Origin of the sequence: Streptomyces griseomycini (assembly GCF_014203535.1) — a bacterium.
Classification (GTDB): domain Bacteria; phylum Actinomycetota; class Actinomycetes; order Streptomycetales; family Streptomycetaceae; genus Streptomyces; species Streptomyces griseomycini.
The window spans coordinates 587508-613327 of sequence record NZ_JACHJI010000001.1; the positions used below are offsets into that span (position 1 = coordinate 587508).

General features: G+C 74.8%; 24 protein-coding genes and 1 riboswitch. Of the genes, 16 read left to right on the forward strand and 8 right to left on the reverse strand.

The annotated features are described in order from the left end of the window. Positions 1-89: 89 nt before the first annotated feature. Positions 90-1520, reverse strand: coding sequence for an MFS transporter (locus FHS37_RS02690; RefSeq protein ID WP_184817367.1), 1431 nt, complete (start codon positions 1518-1520; stop codon positions 90-92). 183 nt (positions 1521-1703) lie between these two features. On the opposite strand from FHS37_RS02690, the gene FHS37_RS02695 reads away from it, so the two are divergent. From FHS37_RS02695 to FHS37_RS02715, 5 genes are all read left to right on the forward strand, one after another. Continuing rightward, complete coding sequence (locus FHS37_RS02695; RefSeq protein WP_184817368.1) at positions 1704-1988, forward strand: WGxxGxxG family protein; 285 nt, start codon at positions 1704-1706, stop codon at positions 1986-1988. A 157-nt stretch (positions 1989-2145) separates the two neighbouring features. Beyond that, entirely contained in the window at positions 2146-2796 is a 651-nt protein-coding gene (locus FHS37_RS02700) for a class I SAM-dependent methyltransferase (protein ID WP_184817698.1), read from the forward strand. A 59-nt stretch (positions 2797-2855) separates the two neighbouring features. Beyond that, a complete protein-coding gene (locus tag FHS37_RS02705; RefSeq protein ID WP_184817369.1) occupies positions 2856-3830 on the forward strand; it encodes an N-acetylmuramoyl-L-alanine amidase in 975 nt (324 codons plus the stop codon). A 158-nt stretch (positions 3831-3988) separates the two neighbouring features. Then, positions 3989-4819 (forward strand): DUF5336 domain-containing protein, encoded by an 831-nt coding sequence (locus tag FHS37_RS02710; RefSeq protein WP_184817370.1) that lies wholly within the window; start codon positions 3989-3991, stop codon positions 4817-4819. Positions 4820-4918: 99 nt separating this feature from the next. Continuing rightward, a complete protein-coding gene (locus FHS37_RS02715; RefSeq protein WP_184817371.1) occupies positions 4919-5212 on the forward strand; it encodes a hypothetical protein in 294 nt (97 codons plus the stop codon). Between the two features lie 218 nt (positions 5213-5430). On the opposite strand, the gene FHS37_RS02720 is transcribed toward FHS37_RS02715, so the two are convergent. Genes FHS37_RS02720 through FHS37_RS02730 form a run of 3 tightly spaced genes read right to left on the reverse strand, consistent with a single transcriptional unit; the run spans position 5431 to position 8758 of the window. Further along, entirely contained in the window at positions 5431-6516 is a 1086-nt protein-coding gene (locus tag FHS37_RS02720; RefSeq protein WP_184817372.1) for a prenyltransferase/squalene oxidase repeat-containing protein, read from the reverse strand. Beyond that, a complete protein-coding gene (locus tag FHS37_RS02725; RefSeq protein WP_184817373.1) occupies positions 6513-7259 on the reverse strand; it encodes a class I SAM-dependent methyltransferase in 747 nt (248 codons plus the stop codon). The genes FHS37_RS02720 and FHS37_RS02725 overlap by 4 nt, the downstream gene beginning before the upstream one ends. Further along, positions 7253-8758, reverse strand: a complete 1506-nt coding sequence (locus tag FHS37_RS02730; protein ID WP_184817374.1) for a glycosyltransferase family 4 protein — start codon at positions 8756-8758, stop codon at positions 7253-7255. Before FHS37_RS02730 ends, FHS37_RS02725 begins: the two co-directional genes overlap by 7 nt. 206 nt (positions 8759-8964) lie before the next feature. Between FHS37_RS02730 and FHS37_RS02735 the strand changes: the two genes are divergently transcribed. The 8 genes from FHS37_RS02735 (at position 8965) to FHS37_RS02770 (ending at position 18561) form a co-directional block, all read left to right on the forward strand. Next, positions 8965-9624 (forward strand): TetR family transcriptional regulator, encoded by a 660-nt coding sequence (locus FHS37_RS02735; RefSeq protein ID WP_184817375.1) that lies wholly within the window; start codon positions 8965-8967, stop codon positions 9622-9624. A gap of 627 nt (positions 9625-10251) precedes the next feature. Beyond that, positions 10252-10324, forward strand: a riboswitch (cobalamin riboswitch). Positions 10325-10455: 131 nt separating this feature from the next. Beyond that, positions 10456-11676 (forward strand): SCO2321 family membrane protein, encoded by a 1221-nt coding sequence (locus FHS37_RS02740; protein WP_184817376.1) that lies wholly within the window; start codon positions 10456-10458, stop codon positions 11674-11676. Further along, positions 11673-12320: an SCO2322 family protein gene (locus FHS37_RS02745; RefSeq protein ID WP_184817377.1), complete on the forward strand. Its 648-nt coding sequence runs from the start codon at positions 11673-11675 to the stop codon at positions 12318-12320. The genes FHS37_RS02740 and FHS37_RS02745 overlap by 4 nt, the downstream gene beginning before the upstream one ends. After that, positions 12313-13476 (forward strand): energy-coupling factor transporter transmembrane component T, encoded by a 1164-nt coding sequence (locus FHS37_RS39070; RefSeq protein WP_184817378.1) that lies wholly within the window; start codon positions 12313-12315, stop codon positions 13474-13476. The genes FHS37_RS02745 and FHS37_RS39070 overlap by 8 nt, the downstream gene beginning before the upstream one ends. Next, positions 13473-15134 carry an ABC transporter ATP-binding protein gene (locus FHS37_RS40430; RefSeq protein WP_184817379.1) on the forward strand — a complete coding sequence of 554 codons (1662 nt, stop codon included), beginning with the start codon at positions 13473-13475 and terminating at the stop codon, positions 15132-15134. Before FHS37_RS39070 ends, FHS37_RS40430 begins: the two co-directional genes overlap by 4 nt. Next, positions 15131-15979, forward strand: a complete 849-nt coding sequence (locus FHS37_RS02760) for an ECF transporter S component (protein ID WP_184817380.1) — start codon at positions 15131-15133, stop codon at positions 15977-15979. Before FHS37_RS40430 ends, FHS37_RS02760 begins: the two co-directional genes overlap by 4 nt. 338 nt (positions 15980-16317) lie before the next feature. Beyond that, positions 16318-16734 (forward strand): lytic transglycosylase domain-containing protein, encoded by a 417-nt coding sequence (locus tag FHS37_RS02765; RefSeq protein WP_184817381.1) that lies wholly within the window; start codon positions 16318-16320, stop codon positions 16732-16734. 189 nt (positions 16735-16923) lie between these two features. Continuing rightward, positions 16924-18561, forward strand: a complete 1638-nt coding sequence (locus FHS37_RS02770; RefSeq protein WP_184817699.1) for a DUF8823 domain-containing protein — start codon at positions 16924-16926, stop codon at positions 18559-18561. Here the strand turns inward: FHS37_RS02770 and FHS37_RS02775 are convergent. Further along, complete coding sequence (locus FHS37_RS02775; protein ID WP_184817382.1) at positions 18515-20644, reverse strand: bifunctional glycosyltransferase 87/phosphatase PAP2 family protein; 2130 nt, start codon at positions 20642-20644, stop codon at positions 18515-18517. The two genes, FHS37_RS02770 and FHS37_RS02775, sit on opposite strands and share 47 nt — an antisense overlap. Positions 20645-21033: 389 nt before the next feature. On the opposite strand from FHS37_RS02775, the gene proP reads away from it, so the two are divergent. Then, positions 21034-22437 (forward strand): glycine betaine/L-proline transporter ProP, encoded by a 1404-nt coding sequence (gene proP / locus FHS37_RS02780; RefSeq protein WP_184817383.1) that lies wholly within the window; start codon positions 21034-21036, stop codon positions 22435-22437. Between the two features lie 105 nt (positions 22438-22542). Next, positions 22543-23223, forward strand: coding sequence for an O-methyltransferase (locus FHS37_RS02785; RefSeq protein WP_184817384.1), 681 nt, complete (start codon positions 22543-22545; stop codon positions 23221-23223). A 180-nt stretch (positions 23224-23403) separates the two neighbouring features. On the opposite strand, the gene FHS37_RS02790 is transcribed toward FHS37_RS02785, so the two are convergent. Then, positions 23404-23796 carry an FHA domain-containing protein gene (locus tag FHS37_RS02790; protein ID WP_184817385.1) on the reverse strand — a complete coding sequence of 131 codons (393 nt, stop codon included), beginning with the start codon at positions 23794-23796 and terminating at the stop codon, positions 23404-23406. 116 nt (positions 23797-23912) lie between these two features. On the opposite strand from FHS37_RS02790, the gene FHS37_RS02795 reads away from it, so the two are divergent. Then, complete coding sequence (locus FHS37_RS02795; RefSeq protein ID WP_184817386.1) at positions 23913-24353, forward strand: DnaJ family domain-containing protein; 441 nt, start codon at positions 23913-23915, stop codon at positions 24351-24353. Here FHS37_RS02795 and FHS37_RS02800 read toward each other — a convergent pair. Together FHS37_RS02800 and FHS37_RS02805 are read right to left on the reverse strand one after the other, a co-directional pair. After that, positions 24342-25010, reverse strand: a complete 669-nt coding sequence (locus FHS37_RS02800) for a hypothetical protein (RefSeq protein WP_184817387.1) — start codon at positions 25008-25010, stop codon at positions 24342-24344. The two genes, FHS37_RS02795 and FHS37_RS02800, sit on opposite strands and share 12 nt — an antisense overlap. 5 nt (positions 25011-25015) lie before the next feature. Next, positions 25016-25687: a hypothetical protein gene (locus FHS37_RS02805; RefSeq protein WP_184817388.1), complete on the reverse strand. Its 672-nt coding sequence runs from the start codon at positions 25685-25687 to the stop codon at positions 25016-25018. Positions 25688-25820: the final 133 nt, after the last annotated feature.

Below are 25820 nucleotides of genomic sequence, written 5' to 3' on the forward strand. Positions count from 1 at the left end.
CCCCGGATCCGGGAGGAAAACCGCTGCCGGTCCCCCGCCGGAGGCCGTCAGGGGGTCTCCGCGGCCCTCGCTGTTCCTCCGGCCCCGGCTCAGGGGGCGGCGGCCGCCCGCCGCGGCAGCCACAGCCACATCAGCACCACCCCGACGGCCAGGACGACCGCACCCGTACGGAACGCCAGCGCGTACCCCTCCGTCAGCGCCTGCGGGGTCCGGTCGCCGGCCGTGCGGGCCGCCGCGATCGTCGACATGACCGCGAGCCCCAGCGAACCGCCCATCGTGCGGGAGGTGTTGACCAGTCCGGCGACGACGCCGGCCTCCTGCGGCGGTGCGCCGGACGTGGCGAGCGCGGCGAGCGGGGTCCCGGCGAGGCCCGCGCCCAGCATCATCAGGACGCCGGGGAACATGATCGTGGTCAGGTACGTCCCGTCGGCGGTCATCGTCGACTGCCAGCCGAAGCCGGCCACCGCGACCAGCGTGCCGAGCACGGCCACGGCGCGCGGGCCCGCGGTGCGCATCAGCCGGGGCGCGACCTTGGAGCCGATGACCACGGCGAGCGAGCTGGGCACCAGGGCGAGCCCGGCCTCCAGCGGGGTGTAGCCGAGCACGTTCTGCGCGTACAGGGTCATGAAGAACCACATGCAGAACATCGCGGAACCGCTCAGGAACATCGCCGCGTTCGCCGACGACACCGACCGCAGCCGCAGCAGTCCGAGCGGCATCAGCGGGGCCTTCGCCCGTGCCTCGACGAGGAGGAAGAGCACGATGAGGACGAGCCCGGCGCACAGCGGCACCAGGGTGGCCGCCGCCGTCCACCCCTCGGCCTCGGTCTGCGAGATGCCGTACGCCAGCGCGGCGAGACCGGCCGTCACCAGCAGCGCGCCGGGCAGGTCGAGCCGCCGTCCGTCCCCGGCGCGGCCCTCCGCCAGCCACCGGGCGGCCCCGGCCAGCACCACCGCGCCGACCGGTACGTTGATCAGCAGCACCCAGCGCCACGACAGCGCGTCCACCAGCACCCCGCCGACGAACCCGCCGGCCGCGCCGCCGCCCGCCCCGACGGCCGTCCAGGTCGCTATGGCCCGGGCGCGGGCCGCTCCCTCCGGCACCGCGGAGGTGACGATGGTGAGCGTGGAGGGAGCCAGGACGGCCGCCCCGAGTCCCTGCACGGCCCGCGCCAGCAGCAGCTGCCAGCCCTCCTGGGCCAGCCCGCCGGCCAGCGAGGCCAGCGTGAACAGCCCGAGGCCGACGAGGAACATGCGCTTGCGCCCGTAGAGGTCACCGGCCCGTCCGCCGAGCAGCATGAAGCCGGCGAAGGCGATGGCGTACGCGTTGACCACCCACTGAAGACCCTGCTCGTCGAGGCCCAGCCCGGTGCGCATGGACGGCAGCGCCACGTTCACCACGGAGATGTCGAGCACGACGAGGAACTGCCCGGCACACGCGAGCGCCACCACCAGCCAGGTGGGGGGAGCGCCGCGACCGGACAGACGGGTGGTGTCGGTGGTTTCGAGCATGTGCGCCATGTTCTCAACCGGTCCGCGCTCCGTGCATCGGCATTTCGCCCTGCACCGGCTCGGCCCTCCGGCGTACTGGTTGAAACAGAAAACAAGAATTTCGAGTCGATGGACGCGAACATGTCTGTTTCGGGAGAAAAGGGGCACTACGGACGGTGCGAAAGCGACTGCTGAGACCATCGGGAGACAGCAATGCGCAAATTCGTGGGAACCACCCTCATCGCCGCCCTCCTCGCCGTCGCGCCGGCCGGCGCGGCCCTCGGCCAGACCGCCGAGCAGCCGGCCCAGCCGACCACCGTCACGGCCGTCCAGGCCCAGGACGACACGGCCGTCCAGGCCCAGGACGAGAAGGACGACGACGGCGGCGGCAACGCCGGGCTGTGGGGTCTCCTCGGCCTCCTCGGACTGGCCGGCCTGATCCCCCGGAAGGGCAAGCGCGAGCACCAGACCCACACCACGGGCAGCTCGCGCATGTGACCCCTCAGTGAAGGATCCGTCCGCCCCCGCGTCGCGTCGCCGCCTCGGGGGCGGACGGATTCCCGTCGCCCGGCGGCACCCCTGTCGGCCGGCCCGCCGGCGGGTACGGCAGCATGAGCCCGTGCACACACGTACGACCCCGGGAAAGGCACGCGCCATGCCGATGGCTCCCCCGCCGGAGATCCTGGCCGCGTTCGAGGCGGCGAAGGGCTTCATGCCCGCGGACGAGGGCCTGGCCCTGTACGCGGCGGCGACCGAGGTCGGCCGCCTGGGCCTGCCCCTGCTGGAGGTCGGCACCTACTGCGGCCGTTCCACGGTCCTGCTCGCCGACGCCGCCCGCGGGGCCGGTGTCACCGTGCTCACCGTGGACCACCACCGCGGCAGCGAGGAGCAGCAGCCCGGCTGGGACTACCACGACCCGGAGACGGTCGACCCGGAACTCGGCCTGATGGACACCCTCCCCACCTTCCGCCGCACCCTGCACCGGGCGGGCCTGGAGGACCACGTGGTGGCCCTGGTGGGCCGCTCCCCGCAGATCGCGGCCCTCTGGAACTCCCCCCTCGCCCTGGTCTTCGTCGACGGCGGCCACACCGACGAGCACGCCACGGCCGACTACGAGGGCTGGGCCCCCCACGTCGCCGAGGGCGGCCTCCTCGTCATCCACGACGTCTTCCCCGACCCGGTGGACGAGTTCACCGGCCAGGCGCCGTACCGCGTGCACCTCCGCGCCCTGGAGTCCGGCGCCTTCACGGAGGTCTCGGCCACCGGCTCCCTGCGGGTGCTGCGCCGCACGGGCCCGGGGATCTGAGACCGGCGCACGGGACCGTCGAGCCGGTGGAGGTCCGGCCGGGCCGCTAGGGTGGCTGCGTGTCGTACACAGGTCCCGGCTTCGATCCTCCCCGGCCCCGGCGGTCCCGACGCGGGCCGCTGACCGTGGCGCTCGCCGCGCTCGTGCCGGGGGCGTTGCTCGGGTGGGCGGTGTACGCGGCCGTGGACGGGCCGGGGGACGGCGGGGGTCCCGCGAAGGCGTCCGCTTCCGTGTCCGCCTCGTCCGGGGCGCCGTCCCCGGCCACCGCCTCGCCGTCCGGCGACTCCGGCGACAGGAAGCCCGGCGCCTCCCCCACGGCCACGGCCGCGTCCCCCTCCGCCTCCGCGCCCGCCGCGTCCGGGCCGCTCGGGGGAAAGGTCGTCGTCATCGACCCGGGGCACAACCCGGGCAACTTCGAGCACACCGCCGAGATCAACCGCCAGGTGGACATCGGGACCAACCGGAAGGCGTGCGACACCACCGGCACGGCCACCGACGACGGTTACGCCGAGGCCGAGTTCACCCTCGACGTCGCCCACCGCATGCGCGCGCTCCTCGAGGAGCAGGGCGCCACCGTGAAGTTGACGCAGGACGCCGACCGGCCGTTCGGGCCGTGCGTGGACGAACGGGCCCGGATCGGCAACGAGGCGAGGGCCGACGCCGTCGTCTCCCTGCACGCCGACGGCTCCGGCGCCGGCAACCGCGGTTTCCACGTGATCCTCCCCGGCACCGTCGACGCCGGCGCCGCCGACACCCGGGCCATCGTCGGGCCCTCCCGCGACCTCGGTGAGCGCATCGCCGGCAACTTCGTCCGCGTCACCGGCAGCGCGCCCTCCAACTACGTCGGCGGCGGCACCGGTCTCGTCACGCGCAAGGACCTGGGCGGTCTCAATCTGTCAACGGTTCCCAAGGTGTTCATCGAGTGCGGCAACATGCGCGATAGCAAGGACGCGGCGCTGCTGACCAGCGGCGCCTGGCGGCAGAAGGCGGCGCAGGGGATTTCCGACGGAATCGTGAGCTTCCTGCGCGGGTAGGGATCAGCGCGCTGATCCCGGCGGACAGCTCGATCGTACGGACGGTAGTGTCATCCGGACGATGAGGGGCCACCCCCGCGCTTCGCACCGGGGCCTCCGGGCGACTTGGTGACAGCGACGCCTCTTCCGACGACGAGACGACCTACGAAGGACCTGAAGTGAATATCCGCTCCCTCACTCGAGGCGACGGCGTGGTGATCGGAGCAGCGGTGTTGCTGTTCATCGCGTCGTTCCTCGCCACGTTCGACGGCGACGGTGATGACATCCCCAACGCCTGGGACAACCTCGGCCTGGTGATGAGCATGTACGTCGCCGGCATCGCCGGTGCGGCTCTCATCGTCCTGGCCCGCGCGCTCCCCCGGCCGCCCAAGGCCGCCGGTCTCGACCTCGGTCAGCTCGGGGTGGCCCTGACGCTCTTCTCCGCGTGGACGGCGTTCTGGACGATCATCGACCCGATGGGGGCGTTCGACGACATCTTCTCCGGTCTCGGCGGCGACGAGCCCGACACCGGCGCCGGCCTCATCCTCGGTCTGATCGCCGCACTGCTGCTGGCCGCCGCCGCCGTCGCCACCCCCCTGGTCCCGGCCCTCAAGGGCACCCTCGTCCCGGCCGCCCGTCCCGCCGCCCCGCAGCCCTACGGCGCCCAGCCGCCCGGCGGTTACGGCTACCCCGGCGCGCAGCAGCAGGCCTCCTTCGGCGGACAGCCGCAGCCGGGCCAGCCCGGTCAGCCGGGTCAGCAGCCCTTCCCGGGCCAGCCGCAGCAGGGGCAGCCCGCCCCGGCGCCCGCCGGTGACTTCTCGCCGTTCTGGTTCGCCGTGCCGGTGCCCCGGCCGCTGTTCCCGGAGGACGGCTCGCCCACGCCGATCGCCGAACTGGCGCCCGGCACCTGGTACCTGGCGGTGGAGCAGCGCGGTCCGGCCCTCGTCGCCCAGACGCAGGACGGCCGTCGCGGCGTGCTCCAGGACACCTCGGGGATCCAGCGCGGCTGAGCCCCGGCCCCCCTCCGCACGGCCCCTCGCCCTTCCGGGCGGGGGGCCGTCGTCACGGCATCCGGGTTTCGACCGGGGTTCCGGGGCCAGACGGAAAGCATGTCCCCTCGATATCGCACTGGTTCCAACTCGGCAGGGACGGTCGTCGCGGTGATCGCGGACATCATGGCCGTCATCCTCGGACTGTGGATCCTGATGTACCTGCTGGACGCCAACCGGGGCAACGACCTGGTGCGGTTCGTCCACGACGCGGCCGACTGGCTGGCCGGCTGGTCGCGTGACCTGTTCACCTTCGACGAGGCGTGGGCCCGGGTGGTCGCCGGGTACGGACTCGCCGCGGTCGTCTACCTGTTCGTCGGCCACGCCGTCGCGAACCGGCTGCGCCGCCACTGACCCGCGCCCGGCCGGCGCCCCCGCTCCCCGGCCCGGACGGCCGGTCACGTGACCAGGAGGTCTGGGGGCGCCCCCGGAGAACACGGCACCTCCGGCGAGGCGTGGGCCCGGGTGGCCGCCGGGCACGGACCCGCCGCGGTCGTCCACCTGTCCGTCGGCCACGCCGTCGCGAACCGGCCGCGCCGCCACTGACCCGCGCCCGGCCGGCGCCCCGCGCCTCAGGCCTCGGCGCAGCAGTCCGGGTCGAGGCCCCGGGGCAGGTGGTCGCCGCCGAACACCGCGCAGGTGGCCTCGTGGCCGCCGAGCGCGGCGACGGCGAGCAGCAGGGAGCCGGCCGTCCAGGTGGTCAGCTCGCGCGGCCAGATCGCGTCGTCGTCGAAGACGTAGCCCGTCCAGTACAGGCCGGTCTCCGGATCGCGCAGGTGCTGGATCGACTGGAGCACCTCCAGCGCGCGGTCGGACTCGCCCATCGCCCACAGGGCCAGGGCGAGTTCGGCCGACTCGCCGCCGGTCACCCACGGGTTGGGCACCACGCAGCGCACCCCGAGCCCGGGCACGACGAAGCGGTCCCAGCCCTCCTCGATGCGGGCCTTGGCCTCGGCGCCGGTGAGCGCGCCGCCGAGCACCGGGTAGTACCAGTCCATCGAGTAGCGGTCCTTGTCCAGGAACCGCTCCGGGTGGCGCCGGATCGCGTGCCGCAGCGCGCCCACCGCCAACTCCCAGCCGGGCTGCGGCTCTTCGCGCTGCTCGGCGACGGCCAGCGCGCAGCGCAGCGCGTGGTGGACGGAGGAGGAGCCGGTGAGCAGCGCGTCCGCGGCGGGCGTGCCGTCGTCGTCGCGCCGCCAGCCGACCTGCCCGCCGGGCTGCTGCAGCCGCAGCACGAACTCCACCGCCGCGTACACGGTGGGCCACATGCGGTCCAGGAACGTGTCGTCGCCGGTGGAGAGGTAGTGGTGCCAGACGCCGACCGCGACGTAGGCGACGAAGTTGGTCTCCCGGCCCCGGTCGGTGACGTCGCGCGGGTCGCCGTCGGCGTAGGCCGCGTACCAGGAGCCGTCCTCCAACTGGTGCCGGGCCAGCCACAGGTAGGCCCGTTCGGCGGCCTCGTGCTCGCCCGCCGTGTCCAGCGCCATCGCGGCCTCGACGTGGTCCCAGGGGTCCAGGTGGTGTCCGCGGAACCACGGGATCGCGCCGTCCTCCCGCTGCACCGCGAGGATGCCCGCGACGGTCGCGGCGGCCTGCCCGGCGGTGAGGACCCCGGGCAGGACGAGGTGTTCCGTCCGGGGGGTCCGGGGGGTGGTCACGCGGCGTCCGCCTCGGCCTCGGCGCGCGGCAGGTGCGGCTTGGTCGCGTACGCCACGAAGCTCTTGCCGATCACCGGGTTCAGCGCCCGCTCGGCGACCCGGGTGGCCAGCGGCTTCTTCATGATGTCCCAGACCAGCAGCTTGTGGTACACCCGCACCGGCAGCGCCTTGTCGTTGTCCACGCCGAACGCGCACTTCAGCCACCAGTACGGCGAGTGCAGCGCGTGCGCGTGGTGGGTGCCGTAGGGGCGCAGGCCGGCCTCGCGGATCTTCGCCAGCAGTTCGTCCGCCTTGTAGATGCGGATGTGGCCGCCCTCGACCTCGTGGTAGGCGTCGGACAGCGTCCAGCACACCTTCTCCGGGCCGTAGCGCGGCACGGTGATCGCGATCCGGCCGCCGGGCTTGAGCACGCGCACCATCTCCGCGAGGACGCCCTTGTCGTCCGGGATGTGCTCCATCACCTCGGAGATGATCACGACGTCGAAGGACTCGTCGGGGAAGGGCAGCGCGAGGGCGTCGCCCTCCATGGCGGTGGCGGTGGCCCCGGCGGGCGCCTCCCCGGCCTCCTCCATGGCGGCGAACCACTTGGCGACCTCGCGGATCTCCTCGCCGTTCCGGTCCAGCGCCACGACCCGCGCACCGCGCCGGTAGCACTCGAACGCGTGCCGGCCGGCCCCGCAGCCGAGGTCCAGGACACGGTCGCCCGGGGCGAGCGGGAACCGGGAGAAGTCGACGGTCAGCACGTGGCCCTGCTTTCGCGGTCTGAGGTTTCGGCTGTGGTCACGGATGCGGCGCCCGTGTCCGTGGGGGTGCCGGGGGCGGTGTCCGTGTCTGTGGGGGCCGTGGGACGGCCGGGGGACGTGGTCGCGGGGCGGTCGGCGGGCTGCGCCGCGGAGCGGGTGGCGGACTGCGCCGCGGGGCGGGCGTCGGCGGTGTCACGGCCCGCGCGGGCGATCGCCTCGCGGTAGCGGGCCACCGTGCCCTCCGCCGCCCGCGCCCACGTGAAGTGCCGGAGCACCCGCTCCCGGCCGGCCGCCCCGAGCCGTGCGCGCAGCTCCGCGTCGCCCAGCAGCCTGGTCAGTCCGGCGGCCAGCGCCCCCGCGTCACCGGGCGGCACGGCGAGGCAGGTCTCCCCGTCGCGGCCGGCGACCTCGGGGATCGCGCCGCCGGTCGTGGCGAGCAGCGGGGTCCCCGTGGCCATCGCCTCGGCGGCCGGGAGCGAGAAGCCCTCGTAGAGCGACGGCACGCACGCGACCTGGGCCGAGCGCACGAGGTCGACGAGTTCCGCGTCCGAGATGCCCTTGACGAACTCGACGGCGCCCTCGAGCCCGTACCGCTCCATCGCCTGCGCGACGGGTCCCTCCGCGGGCCGCTTGCCGACGACGACGAGGTGCGCCTCGGGCTGTTCGACCCGCACCTTCGCCAGCGCCTCGACGAGGAAGACCAGGCCCTTGAGCGGCACGTCCGCGCTGGACGTGGTCACGATCCGGCCCGGCACCACCGGCACCGACGGGTCGGGCGCGAACAGGTCGGTGTCGGCGCCGATGTGGACGACGTGGATCCGGTCCTGCCGCACGCCGAGGTGGTCGACGATCTCCTGGCGGGAGGTGCCGGAGACGGTGAGCACGGACGGCAGGCGGCGCGCCACCCGCTTCTGCATCCGCGTGAAGGCGTACCAGCGGCGCACCGAGTAGCGGCGCTGCCAGGTCCCGGCGGCGTCCAGCTCCAGCTGCCGGTCGACGGTGATGGGGTGGTGGATGGTGGTCACCAGGGGCGCGCCGAGGTCGCCGAGCAGGCCGTAGCCGAGCGTCTGGTTGTCGTGGACGACGTCGAACTCGCCGCGGCGGGCGCGCAGATGGCGGCGGGCGCGCAGGGAGAACGTCAGCGGTTCGGGGAAGCCGCCGGTCCACATCGTGCCGACCTCGAGCGCGTCGATCCAGTCGCGGTACTCGTCGCGCTTCGGGGTGCGGAAGGGGTCCGGCTGGCGGTAGAGGTCGAGGCTGGGCAGCTCGGTGAGGCCCAGCCCGTCGTACCCCTCGTCGAGGACGGGGTAGGGCTGGGCGCCGATGACCTCGACGCGGTGCCCGAGGCGGGCGAGTTCGCGCGAGAGGTGGCGCACGTAGACGCCCTGCCCGCCGCAGAACGGGTTTCCCTTGTAGGTGAGGAGCGCGATGCGGAGCGGTCGCAAGCCGTCGGATGCGGGCCCTTCCGAGGGCCCGGCCTGACTGGCCTCAGCGGTCACTCTGGGCCCCCTTCTCCCTGCACTGTCCCGCGAGACTACGCCGGGACGCCGACCTAGAACAAGTTTCAGAGTTGATCGTTCGGAGGCTCCGAATCTACCGGCAGGTAGGGGGGCTGGGAGCAGTTGATCAGGTGATTCACGCCACGACGGGCGGCGTGCCATGCTGTCTGATCATCCACCCTCACCGACTGTCACGGACGGGACCCATGCCCGCGGAAGCCAACAGGGACAAGGCGGCGAAGACGGAAGCCGACGCCCCGCGCACCACCCCGGCCTCACCGCTCACCGAGCGGCAGGAGGCACGCCGGCGCCGCATCCTGCGCGCGAGCGCGCAGCTGGCCGTCCGGGGCGGCTTCGACGCGGTGCAGATGCGCGAGGTCGCGGAGTCCTCCCAGGTGGCGCTCGGCACGCTGTACCGCTACTTCCCGTCCAAGATCCACCTGCTGGTCGCCATGATGCAGGACCAGCTGGAGCGCCTGCACGGCACCCTGCGGAGGAAGCCGCCGACCGGCGAGACCGCGGCCGAGCGGACCGCCGAGACCCTGATGCGGGCCTTCCGCGCGCTCCAGCGCGAGCCGCACCTGGCCGAGGCCATGGTGCGCGCCCTGACCTTCGCGGACCGCAGCGTGAGCCCGGAGGTCGACCAGGTCTCCCGGCAGACCACGGCGATCATCCTGGACGCCGTGGGCCTCACCGGCCCCACGCCCGACCAGCTCGCCGCGGTCCGCGTCATCGAGCACACCTGGCACGCGACCCTGATCGCCTGGCTCTCGGGCCGTGCCTCCCTCGACCAGGTGAAGACCGACATCGAGACGGTGTGCCGCCTGATGGACCTGACGGCCCCGAAGGAGACCGACACCCCCTGACGAAGGTTCCGACGACCTTCCGTCGGCACGCACCCCCTCTGACCGGCACCGGCCGGCCCGCGCCCCCGCCGGCGGGTGCGGGCCGGTCCCCGCGACACCGGGCCCGCCCCCGTCAGGCCCACGACGCCGGGGCGGCGCCACCCCACCGCCGCGAGTCCGCTCCGCCCCCGCCCGGCCGGCGCCTCCCCGGCCCACCGCTCCGCAGCCGCCGCGCCTCTCCCTCCGGCAGTTCGGTCCCGAAGCCGCTCCGGGCGTCACGGGCGACGGCCCGGTCGCGCCGGGCCGTGGCGACGATGCCCGGGTCCCCGTACGCGGGATCGCCCTCGCCGCGCGGGGCACGGGACGGGCGGCGGCCTCACGCCCCGGCTCGTACGCCTCGCCCCGGTTCCGCGGGAACTCGCGGGAGGGCGCGGCGTCGCACCCCCGCCCCGCCCTCGGTCCCGCGTCCGGGAAGTGCGCGAGCACCTGCTCGCGGTCCCGCGGAATCCGCGGGAGGGTGTCCCGGCCCACCGACGGCCGCCCCGGCGCGTCCCCGCGGCCGCGTGACTCCGGTCACCCCAGGAAGCCGCCCCTGGCCCCTTCCCTACGGGCGGGTAAAGTGGCGGCGTCGTCATCACACCCGTACGGGGGGAAGCCGGTGCAATTCCGGCGCTGACCCGCAACCGTGAGCCGTCCGCCGGGACGGTGAGCCGGAACGCCCCGGACGGATCGTGACCGGCTCGCGTGCCCGGCGCTCCGCCGGTGCACGGCACCGTCGAGGTATACGGAGCCGAGCCGCCGGGGTGTCCCGCGCTGCCCGGTTCCCCCCACAGGGAGAGGCACCCGCCGATCATGAACGTCCGCCGCAGCGCAGCGGTCCTGGCCGCCGTCGCCGTGATCGGCGCCGCCGCACCGGCCGCAGCCGACTCGTCCCCGTCGCCGTCCCGGGCGCTCCCCTCCGCCCTGTACGGCGACGGCGACCCCCAGTACGACGGCGTCTGGCGCCAGTCGCTCGCCCTGCTCGCGCAGCACACGGCGGGCGTCGAGCCGCCGAAGGCCGCCGTGGACTGGCTGACCGGTCAGCAGTGCGCCGACGGCTCCTTCGCCCCGTACCGCGCCGACACCGCGAAAGCGTGCGACGCTAAGACGGCCGTCGACACCAACCAGACCGCCGCCGCCGTCCAGGCCCTCGCCGCGCTCGGCGGCCACGACGACGTGACGGACAAGGCCGTCGGCTGGCTGAAGTCCGTGCAGAACGAGGACGGCGGCTGGGGCTACACGGCGGGCGGCGCCAGCGACACCAACTCCACCTCCGTCGTCATCGGCGCGCTGACCGCCGTCGGCGAGAAGCCGGCCGACGTGACGAAGGACGGCAAGTCCCCCTACGACGCCCTGCTGACGCTGGCGCTCCCGTGCGACGCCGACGGCGCGGGCGCCTTCGCCTTCCAGCCGGACAAGGAGGGCGAGCTGGTCGCCAACGCGGACGCGACGGCGGCGGGCGTGCTCGGCTCGCTCGGCAAGGGCCTGGTGACCGGGCCCGGCGAGGGCGCGAAGGCGAAGGCCGGCTGCGAGAAGGCCGACACCCCCGAGCAGGCCGCCGCCAACGGCGCCGCCCACCTCACGGACGCCCTCGCGAAGGACGGCCACCTCACCTCCGCCCTCGCCGGCGCCGAGGACCAGCCCGACTACGGCAACACCGCCGACGCGGTCGTCGCGCTCGCAGCGCAGGGCGCCACCGAGCCGGCCGGGAAGTCCCTGGCCTGGCTGGAGGAGAACGCCGCCGACTGGGCCGCCCGGAGCGGTCCCGCCGCCTACGCCCAGCTGATCCTCGCGGCCCACGCGACCGGCGCGGACCCGCGCGACTTCGGCGGCACGGACCTGGTGGAGCAGCTGACGGCCACCGGCCCGACGCCCTCCGAGGAGACCACCCGGGCGACGAACGACGAGGAGGACGAGAAGAAGGACGAGTCGGACTCCGGTTTCGGCGTCTGGTGGTTCGTCGGCGTCTGCCTGGTCGCCGGTATCGGCATCGGCTTCCTGATCAGCGGCCGCGCGAAGCGGCGGCAGCCGTGACACGCCGCACCGTCGTCCTGTTCCTGGCCGCGCTCCTGCCGCTGCTGGCGGGCGCGGGCCAGGCGCGGGCCACCGGCTACCGCTACTGGTCCTTCTGGGAGCGCGACGGCGGGACGTGGACGTACGCCACCCAGGGCCCGTCCCTCGTCCGTCCCGCCGACGGCGCCGTCCAGGGCTTCCGCTTCTCCGTCAGCGAGGACTCCGCCGACGCCGCGAAGCCCCGCGGCAGCGCCGACTTCGCCGCGGTCTGCGCCGGGACCCCGCCGCGGGACGGCACGAAGCGCGTGGCCCTGGTCCTCGACTTCGGCACGCCCGCCGACGCCCCCTCCGGCGAGACCCCGCCCGCGGGCCGCACGGCCTGCGCGCAGGTCTCCCCGGACGCGACGACGGCCGAGGCCCTGGCCGCCGTCGCCGAGCCCCTGCGCTACGACGCGGGCGCCCTGCTGTGCGCGATCGCGGGGTACCCGGAGAAGGGCTGCGGGGAGCAGGTGTCGGGGGACGAGAGGTCCGCGCCCGCGGAGAAGGAGAAGGAGCAGCCGAGCGAACCGGCCGACGACGGCCCGTCCCTGGGCCTGGCGGCCGGGATCGCGGTGGTGGTGTGCCTGGGCGCGGCGGCGGTCTGGCAGGTACGCCGTCGTGGCTAGCGACGCCCGTCCGCGGGGGCGCACCGGCACCGCCGGCCCGGTGCAGCCGGACGCCCCCGCCCCCCGCCGTCCCCACGGCGACCCGCTCCACCCCGGCGCCTGGTGGCTGTGGGCCCTCGCCCTCGGCACCGCCGCCACCCGCACCACCAACCCCCTCCTCCTCGCCCTGCTCGTCACCGTCTCCGCGTACGTCGTGGCGACCCGCCGCCCGGACGCGCCCTGGGCCCGCTCCTACGGCGCGTTCGTCAAGCTCGCCCTCGCCGTGCTGGTCGTCCGCCTCCTCTTCGCGGTCGTCCTCGGCTCCCCCGTCCCCGGCACGCACGTGATCGTCCACCTTCCCGAAGTGCCGCTCCCCGACTGGGCGCAGGGCATCCGCCTCGGCGGCCGGGTCACCGCCGAGGCCCTCGTGTTCGCCCTGTACGACGGCCTGAAACTCGCCGCGCTGCTCATCTGCGTCGGCGCCGCGAACGCCCTCGCCAACCCCTCCCGCCTCCTGAAGTCCCTCCCCGGCGCCCTGTACGAGACGGGCGTGGCCGTCGTCGTGGCGCTGACCTTCGCCCCGAACCTCATCGCCGACGTCCAGCGGCTGCGCGCCGCCCGCCGGCTGCGCGGCCGCCCCGACAAGGGCGTACGCGGCCTCCTGCACGTCGGACTCCCGGTCCTGGAGGGCGCGCTGGAGCGTTCCGTCGCCCTCGCCGCCGCGATGGACGCCCGCGGCTACGGCCGCACCGCCGAGGTCCCGCCGGCCGTCCGCCGCACCACCGCCGCCCTCATCCTCGGCGGTCTGCTCGGCGTCTGCGCCGGAACGTACGGACTGCTCACCGCCGAGGGCGGCACCTACGGCGTCCCCGTCCTCCTCGGCGGTCTCGCCGCCGCCCTCGCGGGCCTGTGGCTGGGCGGCCGGCGCTCTCTGCGCACCCGTTACCGCCCCGACCGCTGGGGCGTCCGCGCCTGGCTGGTCACCGGTTCGGGCGCGGCGGTCGCGGCGCTGCTGGCCCTCGCCGCCGACCGCGACCCGGCGGCCCTGCACCCCGGCGTGGTCCCGCTCGTCGCGCCCGCGCTCCCCCTGTGGCCCGCGGCGGCCGTCCTGATCGGCCTGCTCCCCGCCTTCGTCACCCCCGCCCCCGAGGGCGCCACCCGCAAGGAGCCGTCGTGATCCGCTTCGAGAACGTGTCGGTGACGTACGACGGCGCCGACGAACCCGCCGTCCGCGCGGTGGACTTCGAGGTGCCCGAGGGCGAACTGGCCCTCCTCGTCGGCCCGTCCGGCGTCGGCAAGTCCACCGTGCTGGGCGCGGTCAGCGGTCTGGTCCCGCACTTCACCGGCGGCACCCTGCACGGCAGGGTCACGGTCGCCGGCCGCGACACCCGCACCCACAAACCGCGCGAACTGGCCGACGTCGTCGGCACGGTGGGCCAGGACCCCCTCTCCCACTTCGTGACGGACACCGTCGAGGACGAGCTCGCCTACGGCATGGAGTCGCTGGGCCTGGCCCCGGACGTGATGCGCCGCCGCGTCGAGGAGACCCTCGACCTGCTGGGCCTGGCCGACCTGCGCGACCGCCCCGTCTCCGCCCTCTCCGGCGGCCAGCGGCAGCGGGTCGCCATCGGCTCGGTCCTCACCCCGCACCCCCGGGTGCTGGTCCTGGACGAACCGACCTCCGCGCTCGACCCGGCGGCGGCCGAGGAGGTCCTCGCGGTCCTCCAGCGCCTGGTCCACGACCTGGGCACCACGGTCCTCATGGCCGAACACCGCCTGGAGCGCGTCGTCCAGTACGCCGACCGGGTGGTCCTGCTGCCGGGTCCCGGCGAGCGCCCGCTCCTCGGCGCCCCGGCGGAGGTGATGGCGGTGTCGCCCGTCTTCCCGCCGGTGGTGGACCTGGGCCGCCTCGCCGGCTGGTCCCCCTTGCCCCTCACGGTCCGGGACGCGCGCCGCAGGGCGGCCCCGCTGCGGGAACGCCTGGCCGACCTGGAGCCCCGGCGGGAGGCGGCCCCGGCGCCCGCGCCGCCCCCGGCCGGCCGGCGCCTGTTCGGGCGCGCGAAGCCGGACGCCCCGTCCCCCGCGCACGTCGCCGAGGTCCGCTCCCTCGCCGTCCGCCGCGACCGCGTCCAGGCCCTGCGCCACGTCGACCTGACCGTCGCCCCCGGCGAGGCCGTCGCCCTCATGGGCCGCAACGGCGCCGGGAAGTCGACGCTGCTCGGCGCGCTCGTCGGCCTGGTCGCGCCGTCCTCCGGCTCGGTCCGCACCGGCGACGCGGTCCCCCACCGCACCCGCCCCCGCGACCTGGTCCGCCGCGTCGGCCTGGTCCCGCAGGAGCCGCGCGACCTGCTCTACGCCGACACGGTCGCCGCGGAGTGCGCGGCCGCCGACCAGGACGCGGGCGCGGAGCCGGGCACGTGCCGCGCCCTGCTGTCGGAACTGCTCCCCGGCGTGTCCGACGACACCCACCCCCGCGACCTGTCCGAGGGCCAGCGCCTGACCCTCGCCCTGGCGGTGGTCCTGACCGCCCGGCCGCCCCTGATCCTCCTGGACGAGCCGACCCGCGGCCTGGACTACGCGGCGAAGGCCCGCCTGGTGACGCTCCTGCGCGCGCTGGCCGCCGAGGGCCACGCGATCGTCCTGGCCACCCACGACGTGGAGCTGGCGGCGGAACTCGCCCACCGGGTGGTCCTGCTCGCCGAGGGCGAGGTGATCGCGGACGGCCCGGCGGCGGAGGTGGTCGTGGCGTCACCGTCCTTCGCCCCGCAGGTGGCGAAGGTCCTGGCCCCGCAGCACTGGCTCACGGTCGCCCAGGTCCGGGAGGCGCTGTCATGAGGGCCACGGGGAGCACCGCGGGGGGCGCGGAGCGCCAGGCGAAGGCCGTCCGCCTGGGCCCGCGCTCGCTCGCGGCCCTGTTCCTGGTGAGCGCGGTGGGCGTGGCCGGCTTCGGCTGGCCCTTCCTCGCCCCGCCCGCCTCCACCCTCAACGCCCACGCCCAGGACGCGCCGTGGCTCTTCGCGGGCCTCCTGGTCCTGCTGGTGGCGGTCGTGGCGGCGACGATCTCGGAGTCCGGCCTCGGCCCGAAGGCGGTGGCGATGCTCGGCGTCCTGGCGGCGACGGGCGCGGCGCTGCGCCCCATCGGCGCCGGAACGGCCGGTCTGGAGCCCATGTTCTTCCTCGTGGTCCTCAGCGGCCGGGTCCTCGGTCCGGGCTTCGGCTTCGTCCTCGGCTCGGTGACGATGTTCGCGTCCGCCCTGCTCACGGGCGGGGTCGGCCCGTGGCTGCCGTTCCAGATGCTGGCGATGGGCTGGTTCACGATGGGGGCGGGCCTGCTGCCGGGCCCGCACCGTCTGCGCGGCCGCGCGGAGGTGTGGCTGCTCGCCGTCTACGGCTTCCTGGCGGCCTTCGCCTACGGCACGGTGATGAACATGGCGGGCTGGCCCTTCATGTCCGCGCTCGCCTCGAACATCTCCTTCGACCCGGACGCGCCGGTTCCCGCGAACCTGGCCCGCTTCCTGGCCTACTGCCTGGCCACCTCCCTCGGCTGGGACCTGGGCCGGGCGCTGGTCACCGCCGCGCTGACCCTGGCGCTGGGTGCCCCGGTCCTGCGCGCCCTGCGCCGCGCCACCCGGAGGGCGGCCTTCGAGGCGCCGGTCACATTCGACGCCTCCCCTCGGTGATGGCCCGGACGCGGTCCGTGACCGGGACGGTGAACCACCCCACATGACGCGGGTCACGTACGAAGCGGGGCCGTAGCCGCGGCACGACGGCGGACCCCGCCCCCGCCGCGCCGGCCCGGGCCCCGCACCCCCGCCCCGCCCGAGCGCGATGTCCGAAATGCGACCGCGGTTAGTAAAAGGGAGCTTTGCGGGCAAACCACGGATTTGTTTCTGTGGAGCGGTCGCCAGGCGCCGACGTGCCCCCCACGGGCCGCGGCGCCGACGCATGCCCCGCCGCCCACCCCGCGGCGTCCGGCACGCACACCGCGACCCCCCTGCTCCCGACCGAAAGGCCGCCTGTGTCCGCCGCTTCCCTCCTCCGCACCCTCGCCACCCCGAAGAAGGCCGTCGCCGGTGCCGCCCTCGCCGCCGCCACCTGCGGCACGCTGATCGCCGCCGCACCCGCGCAGGCCGCGCCGACGGCGGCCGCCTCGGCCCAGGCGACCGCGAAGAAGATGATCGGCAACTCGGCGCAGTACCAGTGCTTCTCGAAGATCGTCCAGCACGAGAGCAACTGGAACCCCACCGCCACCAACGCCTCCAGCGGCGCCTACGGCCTGGTCCAGGCCCTGCCGGCCTCCAAGATGGCCTCGGCCGGCTCCGACTGGAAGACCAACCCCGCCACCCAGATCGAGTGGGGCCTGAACTACATGAACGACCGCTACGGCAGCCCCTGCGCCGCCTGGGACTTCTGGCAGACCAACCACTGGTACTGATCCCGGCCCCCCACCCCCACATACCGAAGGCGGCGACCCCCTGATCCCCGGGGCCGCCGCCTTCGCCGTCCCCTGCGTGAGTGACGTGACCGTGGGCCGTCCGCTCCTCGGCCGGTGTCGCGCTTCCGCGCCCCGCCCCGGGAGCGCCCCGCAGTGAACGCCCCCGTCCCGTTCCACGTCTTCGCAACCGTGCCCCCTGCCGAACTCGCCCCGACCCAGCAAGAAGCGGACACGGCCCTCCAGCGGAACCACTCACTCCGCACCCTGTGCCGACGCCACCGCGTCCCCCTCCTCGCGACCCTCCCCGCCCTCCCCCTCTACGCCCTCTGGTGGGGCTGTCTCGCCACCGGCGGCGGGGACCTCGCCGCCCAGGACGCCTGGGCCCACTTCGCCGCCCGGCACGGGGACTCCGCGTACAACCTCTTCTGGTACGGCGGGACGCACACCGCCAACTACAGCATCGTCTCGCCGTACCTCATGGCCGCCCTCGGTGTCCGCGCCCTCACCGTCGTCTCCGGGGTCACCGCCACCTGGCTGGCCGCCGCGCTGATCCGGCGCGCGCGGCTCCGAAGACCCCTCGCCCCCGCTCTCCTCGCCTCCCTCGCCCTGTGGTGCAACGTCGCCTCCGGACGCACCACCTTCGCCCTCGGTGTCGCCTTCGGGCTCGCCGCCTGTCTCCTCCTCACCCGGCAGAAACGTCTCGCCCCGGCCGGCGTCCACGCCGCCCTCGCCACCATGGCGTCCCCGGTCGCCGGGTTGTTCCTCGCCGTCGTCGGCGCCGGGTTCCTGCTCGGCCGGCGGCCGGCGCCCGCCACGGCCCTGCTCCTCCCGCCCGCCCTCGTCGTCGGGACGACCGGCCTGCTCTTCCCCTTCGCCGGCGAGCAGCCCATGCCCGCCTCCCGAATATGGCCCCCCGTCCTCCTCGGTCTCGCCGTCGCCGCGCTCGCCCCGCCCGCCTGGCGGGTGGCCCGCTGGAGCGGGGTCGTCTACGCGGCCGGGACCGTGCTCGTGTACCTCGTCCCCTCCCCCGTCGGCACGAACGTGGAGCGGTTCGCCGAGTACGCCGCGCCGGTCGTCCTCCTCGCCGCCCTCCTCGCCCAGCCGGGGGCACGCGCCCTGCGCCGCAACCTGCTCGTCGCCGTCCTCGTCTTCTCCGTCGGCTGGCTCGGGAAGAAGACCGCCGACGACCTGAGGGAGTACACCGTCGTCCCGGCCTGGGCCGTGCACACCCACGGTGTCGTACGGGCCCTCGAAGGGCTCGGCGCCGACCGGTCCCGGGTCGAGGTCGTGCCCGCGCGCGACCACCGGGAGGCGGCCGCCCTCGCGCCGTACGTCCACCTCGCGCGCGGCTGGAACCGTCAGCTCGACGTGGAGCGGGCCCGGCTCTTCTACGACGGTTCCTTCTCCGCCGCCGCCTACCGGGAGTGGCTGGACCGGTGGGCGGTCGGGTTCGTCGTGCTGCCGCGCGCCGAGCCCGACGGGCCCGCCGAGGAGGAGGCCCGGCTCCTGCGCGACGACCGCACCCGGCCCGACTGGCTCCTGCCCGTCTGGCACGACGCCCACTGGCAGGTGTTCCGCGTGCGGGACGCCGTGCCGCTCGTCTCCGCGCCCGGAGCGGTCGTGCGGACCTCCGGCGCGGACCTCGTGCTGCGCGTGTCCCGGCCGGGGCCGGTGACCGTGCGGATCGCGTACTCGCCCTGGCTGCGCAGCGACGGCGGGTGCCTGAGCCGCCAGGGCGAGTTCACGCGGCTCACGGTGTCCGCGCCGGGCGAGTACCGGATCAGCTCGGAGTACGGTCCCTCTCCGGCTCCGTCGACTCGCTGCTGACCTCGCGGCCGGCCTCGTCCCCGGCCGCGCCGCGGGCCTCACCGCCGGCCTCGACGGCGGTCCCGGCCGTGCGCTCGGTCTCGGCCGCGGCCGGCACCGTCCGGGCGCGCGGCCCCTGGAGCAGGTACGTCAGCCCGAAGCCGGCGCCGACGACGATCGCCCCGCCGACCGCGTCCAGGATCCAGTGGTTGCCGGTGGCGACGATCGCGGCGGCCGTGAACAGCGGGTGGAGCAGGCCGAGCGCCTTCATCCACACCCTGGGCGCGATGACCGCGATCACCAGTCCGCACCACAGGGACCAGCCGAAGTGCAGCGACGGCATCGCCGCGTACTGGTTGGTGAGGGCGGTGAGCGTGCCGTAGTCGGGCTGGGAGAAGTCCTGCACGCCGTGGACCGTGTCGATGATCCCGAGGTGCGGCATCAGGCGCGGCGGGGCCAGCGGGTAGAGCCAGAAGCCGACCAGGGCGAGGAGGGTGGCGAAGCCGAGGCTCGTCCGCGCCCAGCGGTAGTCGACGGGGCGGCGCCAGTACAGCAGGCCGAGAACGGTGAGCGGGACGGCGAAGTGGAACGACGTGTAGTAGAAGTCGAAGAAGTTCCGCAGCCAGCCGATCTTCACGACGGCGTGGTTGACCGCGTACTCGATGTCCAGGTGGAGCACGCGCTCGAGGTCGAGGATCTGCTGTCCGTGTTCCTCGGCGCGGGCGCGGCCGGCCGAGTTGCTGCCGCCGGTCGCGGCGAGCCGGACCTTGGCGTACGCGGCGTACGTGACGCGGATCAGCAGGAGCTCGAGCAGGAGGTTCGGGCGGGTGAGCACCCGGCGCAGGAACGGCAGCAGCGGGACGGACCGGAGGCGGGCCGGGACCGGATCGGCGTACCGGGTCGGCACGGGCGACCGGAAGTACGGCGAGGTGCGGGACAGGAACGGGACGGCGGTGGCGGCGGCCAGGGCGGCGATCAGGACGACGTTGTCGCGCAACGGGTGGAGCACGGCCATGTTCGGCAGCATCATCCTGGCGGGCAGCGTCATCACCAGGACGACGGCGACGGGCCACACCGGCCGGTCGGAGGCGCGCCCGCCGACCCGGCCGACGACCGTGAGGAGCACCCAGAGCAGCTGGTGCTGCCAGGCGGTCGGGGAGACGACGACGACGGCGCAGCCGGTGACGGCGACGGCGAGCAGCAGCTGGCCGTCGCGGGCGTAACGGACGGCGCGGCGCAGGGCGACGGCCACGACCGCCGCGCCGAGCAGCAGGAAGAGGCCGATCTCGAGGGGGCCTTCGAGGCCGAGGCGGAGCAGGGCGCCGTGCAGGGACTGGTTGGCGAGGTCGTCGGCGGGACCGCCGAGGCCGACGCCCGCCATGTGGTGCACCCAGTAGGTGTGGGAGTCCTGCGGCATCGCGGCCCAGGCGAGCGCGGTGGCCGCGGCGAAGGTGAGGCCCGTGGCGGCGGCGGCCCGGCGGCGGCCGGTGAACCACAGCAGCGGCGCGAAGAGCAGCAGGGTGGGCTGGAGGGCCGCCGCGACGCCGATCAGGGCGCCGCCGGCCCGCTGACCGTGCGCGACGAAGCAGCCCAGCAGGACGAGGAGGACCGGGATGATGCTGGTCTGGCCGAGCCACAGGGTGGTGCGCACCGGCAGGGACAGCATGAGCAGGCTGACGGCGACCGGGGCGGCGAGCAGCGCGGTGCGCCGGCCGACCGGCCGGGGCAGGGCGCGGGCGGCGATCGCGCCGAGGGCGACGACCAGCAGCAGCGTGCCGAAGGTCCAGCCCCAGCCGAGGGCCTGCTCCGCCGACCGGGTGAGGGGCTTGAGGACGAGCCCGCCGAAGGGGGTGCCGGTGAAGCGGGTGGAGTCGTAGAGGGAGCCGCTGACGTGCAGCACGCCCTCGGGGCCCACCCAGGTCTCCAGGTCCGTCAGCCGCTCCCCGCGCGGGGTGGTCAGGACGGCGGCCACCTGTCGCACGACGAGGACGGCCGCGAGTAACCACAGTCCGAGGCGGGCCGCCCGCAGCCGTGCCCGGGGGCCGCCGACGGCCGCCGTCCCCAACCCCTCCGCCGGTCGCCCGCTGTGCTCCGCATTCGCCACGCCTCGTCGGCCTCCCCGCCCCGATCGCCCACGTCCTGTGCGTGGGGGTTCACCCTGCGCACCCTATGAGGCTCGCACCGCCCCTGGGCAGAGACGCGGGCGACCCCCACTTCGCCTGACACCCCTCCCGCTTTTGTCCGGATGACGACGGAGCACGGGGGGACCGGGACGTCCTCCGGGGGCGCGAGATGAGTCACAGCGGGAGGCCGGCGGGGGCGCCGCGGGGAGGGCTGCGCTCCTGCGTACGCCACATTTAGATGCTGTATGCAGCTAAGCGCGTACCGCCCGTAGGGGGACCAACTCCGCCTATCGTCGTTTTTTCGGCCCGCCCGACAGCGCCGCCGCGCGGACCCGTCCCTGTCCCCGTCGAAAGGTAGGCGAGCGTAGCTTTGTCGACTGCCTCAGTCGCCGCTCCCCCGTCCTCGTACACGTCGCGGAAGACCGGCACCGCGCAGACGCACGGCCCCACCGCCCCCACCGTCACCGACCCCGCGCTCATCCGGCGCGCCGTGAAGGCGGCGGCGCTCGGCAACGCGATGGAATGGTTCGACTTCGGTGTCTACAGCTACATCGCGGTCACGCTGGGCAAGGTCTTCTTCCCCTCGGGCAACCCCACCGCCCAGCTGCTGTCCACGTTCGGCGCCTTCGCCGCGGCCTTCCTGGTCCGCCCGCTCGGCGGCATGGTCTTCGGCCCGCTCGGCGACCGCGTGGGGCGGCAGAAGGTCCTCGCCCTCACGATGATCATGATGGCGGCGGGCACCTTCGCCATCGGCCTCATCCCGTCCTACGCCGCGATCGGCGTGGGCGCCCCGATCCTGTTGCTGGCCGCCCGCCTGGTGCAGGGCTTCTCCACCGGCGGCGAGTACGCCGGCGCGTCCACCTTCATCGCCGAGTACGCCCCCGACAAGCGGCGCGGCTTCCTCGGCAGCTGGCTGGAGTTCGGCACGCTCGCCGGGTACATCGGCGGTGCGGGCCTGGTCACCCTGATGACCGCGCTGCTCTCCTCGGAGGACCTGCTGTCCTGGGGCTGGCGCATCCCGTTCCTGATCGCGGGCCCGATGGGCATCATCGGCCTCTACCTGCGCATGCGCCTGGAGGAGACGCCGGCGTTCGCGGCCGAGGTCGAGAAGGCGGAGAGCAGCCGCCCGAAGGTGCCGCTGCGCGAGACGGTGGCCGGCCAGTGGCGCGCGCTGCTGCTGTGCGTGGCCCTGGTGCTGGTCTTCAACGTCACCGACTACATGCTGCTGTCGTACATGCCGAGCTACCTCACCAGCGAGCTGGGCTACGACGCGACGCACGGTCTGCTCGTGGTCCTCGGCGTGATGGTGCTGATGATGATCGTCCAGCCGTTCGCCGGCGCGCTGACCGACCGGATCGGCCGCCGCCCGGTGATCGCGGCCGGGTGCGCCGGATTCCTGGTCCTGTCCGTCCCGGCGCTGCTGCTGATCCGCGACGGCGGCCTGCTCGCGGTCGCCGCCGGCATGGGCGCCCTCGGCCTGCTGCTGGTGTGCTTCACCGCGGCCATGCCGTCCGCGCTCCCCGCGCTGTTCCCGACCCGCGTGCGCTACGGCTCGCTGTCGATCGGCTTCAACGTCTCGGTGTCCCTGTTCGGCGGCACGACCCCGCTGGTGGTCACGGCCCTGATCGGCGCGACCGGCGACATGATGATGCCCGCCTACTACATGATGGCGGCGGCCGTGATCGGCGGGTTCGCGGTGTGGCGCATGGCGGAGTCGGCGGGACGCCCGCTGCCGGGTTCGGCGCCGTCGCTGGAGGCGGCCGGGACACGCTGAGGGCACCGGCCGGGAGGAATTCCCCGACGGGGAACCCGTGCACCACTATCTTCGTCAGCGTCACTAGTTAGACAAGCTAACTAGCCGTACGGAAGGTACAGGTGCATGAGCGAGTCGCGGCTCTGGCACGAAGTGGACGCCTACCTCACCGCCCGCCTCCTGCCCGACGCCCTCGAGGACGAGGCGCTGGCGGCCGCCCTGCGCGACAGCGAGGCCGCCGGCCTCCCGCCCATCGCCGTGTCGCCCGCCCAGGGCAAGCTGCTCCAGCTCCTCGCCCAGGTGCAGGGCGCCCGGCACATCCTGGAGATCGGCACGCTCGGCGGCTACAGCACCATCTGGCTGGGCCGCGCCCTCCCGGCCGACGGGCGGCTGATCTCCCTGGAGTACGACCCCCGGCACGCCGAGGTCGCCGTCCGCAACATCGCCCGCGCGGGACTCGACCGGCAGGTCGAGGTGCGGGTGGGCCCGGCGCTGGAGTCGCTGCCCGAGCTGGCCGACGAGAACCCGCCCCCGTTCGACCTCGTCTTCATCGACGCGGACAAGGTCAACAACCCGCACTACGTGGAGTGGGCCCTGAAGCTCACCAGCACGGGCAGCCTGATCGTCCTGGACAACGTCGTACGGGGCGGCCGGGTGGCCGACCCCGGCGACACCGACCCGGACGTGCTCGGCACCCGTGCCGCGCTCGACCTGATCGGAAGCCACCCGAGGCTGAGCGGCACGGCGGTCCAGACGGTCGGCGCCAAGGAGTACGACGGCTTCGCGCTGGTCCGGGTGCTCGCCTAGGGCCTCTCGTCTGGATCAGGCCGGGCTCGCGGGTTCTGGTGCCGTGCCTCGCCGCGTTGTCGTCGGTCGGCGGGGCTCCGCCCTGCCGCCCTCCTCCGCCTCGCGATGCACGGCACCAGAACCCGCTCCCTGATCCAGACGAAAGACCCCAGTGGCGCCGGCAGTGCTTCGGCCGGTGCCTCACACCTCGTGGTAGAAGCCCACGTTGACGCTGCGCGGGGCGGTGCGGTCCTGGATGACGACCTCGCCGCTGCCGCCCCGGGGCAGCGCCACGGTGCCGCCGTAGGCGACCGGGTGGGCGTACTCCCCGACGGTCAGCCGGACCTCGGAGGACGGCTCGGGCAGCGATCCGCGCAGCCAGGTCAGCTGCCAGGTGCCGTCCTGCAGGCACTGGAACTCCAGGTGGACCCGGGAGACGAACAGCCAGTCGTCCGGCGTGGAGAGCCGGCACACCGACTTGTCCCGGCCCACCCGCAGCACGGTGCCCGGCTCGCTGGGCGCGTCGGCCATGAGCATTCCGGCCGTGGCTCCCGCTTCCGCCTCGGCCACGGCGGCCATGGTGAGTTCGAGCACGTGCGCTCCTCCTGAGACGGGACGTCCTTGACCGGAACGGCCCGGCACGGCGGCCGGACCGGCTTGCCGCCGCATGATAAATCGCCCGGCCGTGTGGCGTCCGGCACAATGATCCCATGACCGAGCGGAAGCCACCCGGCGTCGACTTCGAGTCCTGGGCCGACAAGCAGATCCGTGACGCGGAGGCACGCGGGGAGTTCGAACGGCTGCCGGGGGCGGGTCGGCCGCTCCCGCGCGACGTGGAGGCCACGTACGACGAACTGTGGTGGGTCAAGCGGAAGATGGCCCGCGAGGGCTTCTCCGTGCTCCCGCCGGCGCTGGCCCTGCGCAAGGAGGCCGAGGACGCGCTGCAGGCGGCCCTCGCGGCCCCCTCGGAGCGGATCGTGCGGAAGATCCTCGCGGAGATCAACGACAGGATCCGCGAGATGATGTTCAAGCCGCCGCCCGGGCCCCCGCTGGGCAAGAAGCCGTACGACGTCGAGGACGTCGTACGGCAGTGGCGGGAGCGCCGGGCCGCGGCGGGCGGGGCGGACGGGCCTGGCGGGTCAGACGCGTAGCAGTCGCTCCGCCAGTGCGCGGTAGTCCCGCAGGGCGAGGCGCAACTGCTCGGTGTCGGTCGCCGCGGCGCTCCCGCCGTCCTCGGCGTCGGCGGCCTGCCAGGACCGCCGCAGGGTGCGGCGCCGCTCGGTCACCGCGTCCGTGACGCGCGCGGTGAGTTCCTGCAGGACGCGGTCGGCCTCCTCGACGGCGTCCCGGGGCGCGTCGACGAACCCGGCCACGGCGTGCCGCAGCCGCGCGCTGATCCGGTCGCCGTCGTCGTGCGGGAGGAGCCGGGGACGGGCGCCCTCGGTCCCTTCGCCGTCGTGGCCCGGGCCGTGGTGTGCGGGGTCGCCGCCCGGGGCGGTGCCGGTACCCGGGGTGGTGCCGGCACCCAGACCGGTGCCGGCGCCCGGGGCGGTACCGGCACCCGAGGCGGTGCCGACGCCCGGAGCGGTACCGGCGCCCGGGGTGGTACCGGCGCCCAGACCGGTGCCGGTTCCCGGGGCGGTACCGGCACCCGGGGCGGTGCGGGCGTCCGGGGCGGTGCCGGCGCCCGGGGCGGTGCGGGCGTCCGGGGCGGTGCCGGCGCCCGGGGCGGTGCGGGCGTCCGGGGCGGTGCGGGTGTCGTCGGGGAGCAGCGGGTCGTCTCCGGGGCGTCGGGTCGCGTCGGACATCTCGCTCAGCTCTCCTTCGCCTGGTGTCGGTGGAACATCGACGGCACGCGGTGGCCGCGGCCGGCCGGGGACCTGCGCGCGACGTCCGCGTCGGCCCGGTGGCGTCCGCGGTCGTGGGCGGACGGCCGGACCAGTTCGTCGAACAGGGCGCGGGCCTCGACCAGGGCCTCGCGCATCTCCTCGGTGCCCGCGCCGCCGTCGTGCGCGCCCCTCGCGCGCGCCTGGGCCACCCGGTGCACGCGCCGGTAGCCCTCGACGTGGCGGGCGTGGTGCACGGACAGCGCGGCGAGCTGGTCCTCGTAGTGCCCGCCGTCCGGGAAGCCCTTGGCGCCGGCCAGCTCGGCGAGCAGCCGGTCCGCCTCGGCGACCGCGTCGCCCGGCGCGTCGACGAACCGCTCCTGCGCGGCCGTCCAGCGCGCCACGTACCGATCCCGCTCGGCGGGCTCCAGCGGCCGCTCCCGCAGGCCGCCGTGGCGCTCCACGCGCTCGGCGAGCTCCCGCTCGGCGGCCCTGGCGTCCCCGTCGTGCCGGGCGACGGCCCGGTCGTACTCGGGCCCGAAGCGCCGCTTCAGCTGCGTGCCGTGCAGCGGGCCGCGGGCGCGCAGGGTCACGACGGCCACGGCGGCGACGACGAGCGCGACAATCACGATCAGAGCAATGATCAGGCCAGTGGACATGAATGCCTTCCGGATTCTCGGCCAGGCCGGCACTCCTCTCGAGCCGGTTCGTCTACCGGGTTGCCCGAAGGTTCACCCGCAAACAGTTGCCGGACGCCACCGGTCCCGCGCGGCGCGGGCGGCATATCCGCTT

Coding starts and splice junctions, on each gene's coding strand:
- FHS37_RS02740 (WP_184817376.1), top strand. CDS start 10,456: ATGAACGTCCGCCGCAGCGCAGCGGTCCTGGCCGCCGTCGCCGTGATC.
- FHS37_RS02800 (WP_184817387.1), bottom strand. CDS start 25,010: ATGTCCGACGCGACCCGACGCCCCGGAGACGACCCGCTGCTCCCCGAC.
- FHS37_RS02805 (WP_184817388.1), bottom strand. CDS start 25,687: ATGTCCACTGGCCTGATCATTGCTCTGATCGTGATTGTCGCGCTCGTC.
- FHS37_RS02735 (WP_184817375.1), top strand. CDS start 8,965: ATGCCCGCGGAAGCCAACAGGGACAAGGCGGCGAAGACGGAAGCCGAC.
- FHS37_RS02785 (WP_184817384.1), top strand. CDS start 22,543: ATGAGCGAGTCGCGGCTCTGGCACGAAGTGGACGCCTACCTCACCGCC.
- FHS37_RS02695 (WP_184817368.1), top strand. CDS start 1,704: ATGCGCAAATTCGTGGGAACCACCCTCATCGCCGCCCTCCTCGCCGTC.
- FHS37_RS02690 (WP_184817367.1), bottom strand. CDS start 1,520: ATGGCGCACATGCTCGAAACCACCGACACCACCCGTCTGTCCGGTCGC.
- FHS37_RS02715 (WP_184817371.1), top strand. CDS start 4,919: ATGTCCCCTCGATATCGCACTGGTTCCAACTCGGCAGGGACGGTCGTC.
- FHS37_RS02700 (WP_184817698.1), top strand. CDS start 2,146: ATGCCGATGGCTCCCCCGCCGGAGATCCTGGCCGCGTTCGAGGCGGCG.
- FHS37_RS02760 (WP_184817380.1), top strand. CDS start 15,131: ATGAGGGCCACGGGGAGCACCGCGGGGGGCGCGGAGCGCCAGGCGAAG.
- FHS37_RS02795 (WP_184817386.1), top strand. CDS start 23,913: ATGACCGAGCGGAAGCCACCCGGCGTCGACTTCGAGTCCTGGGCCGAC.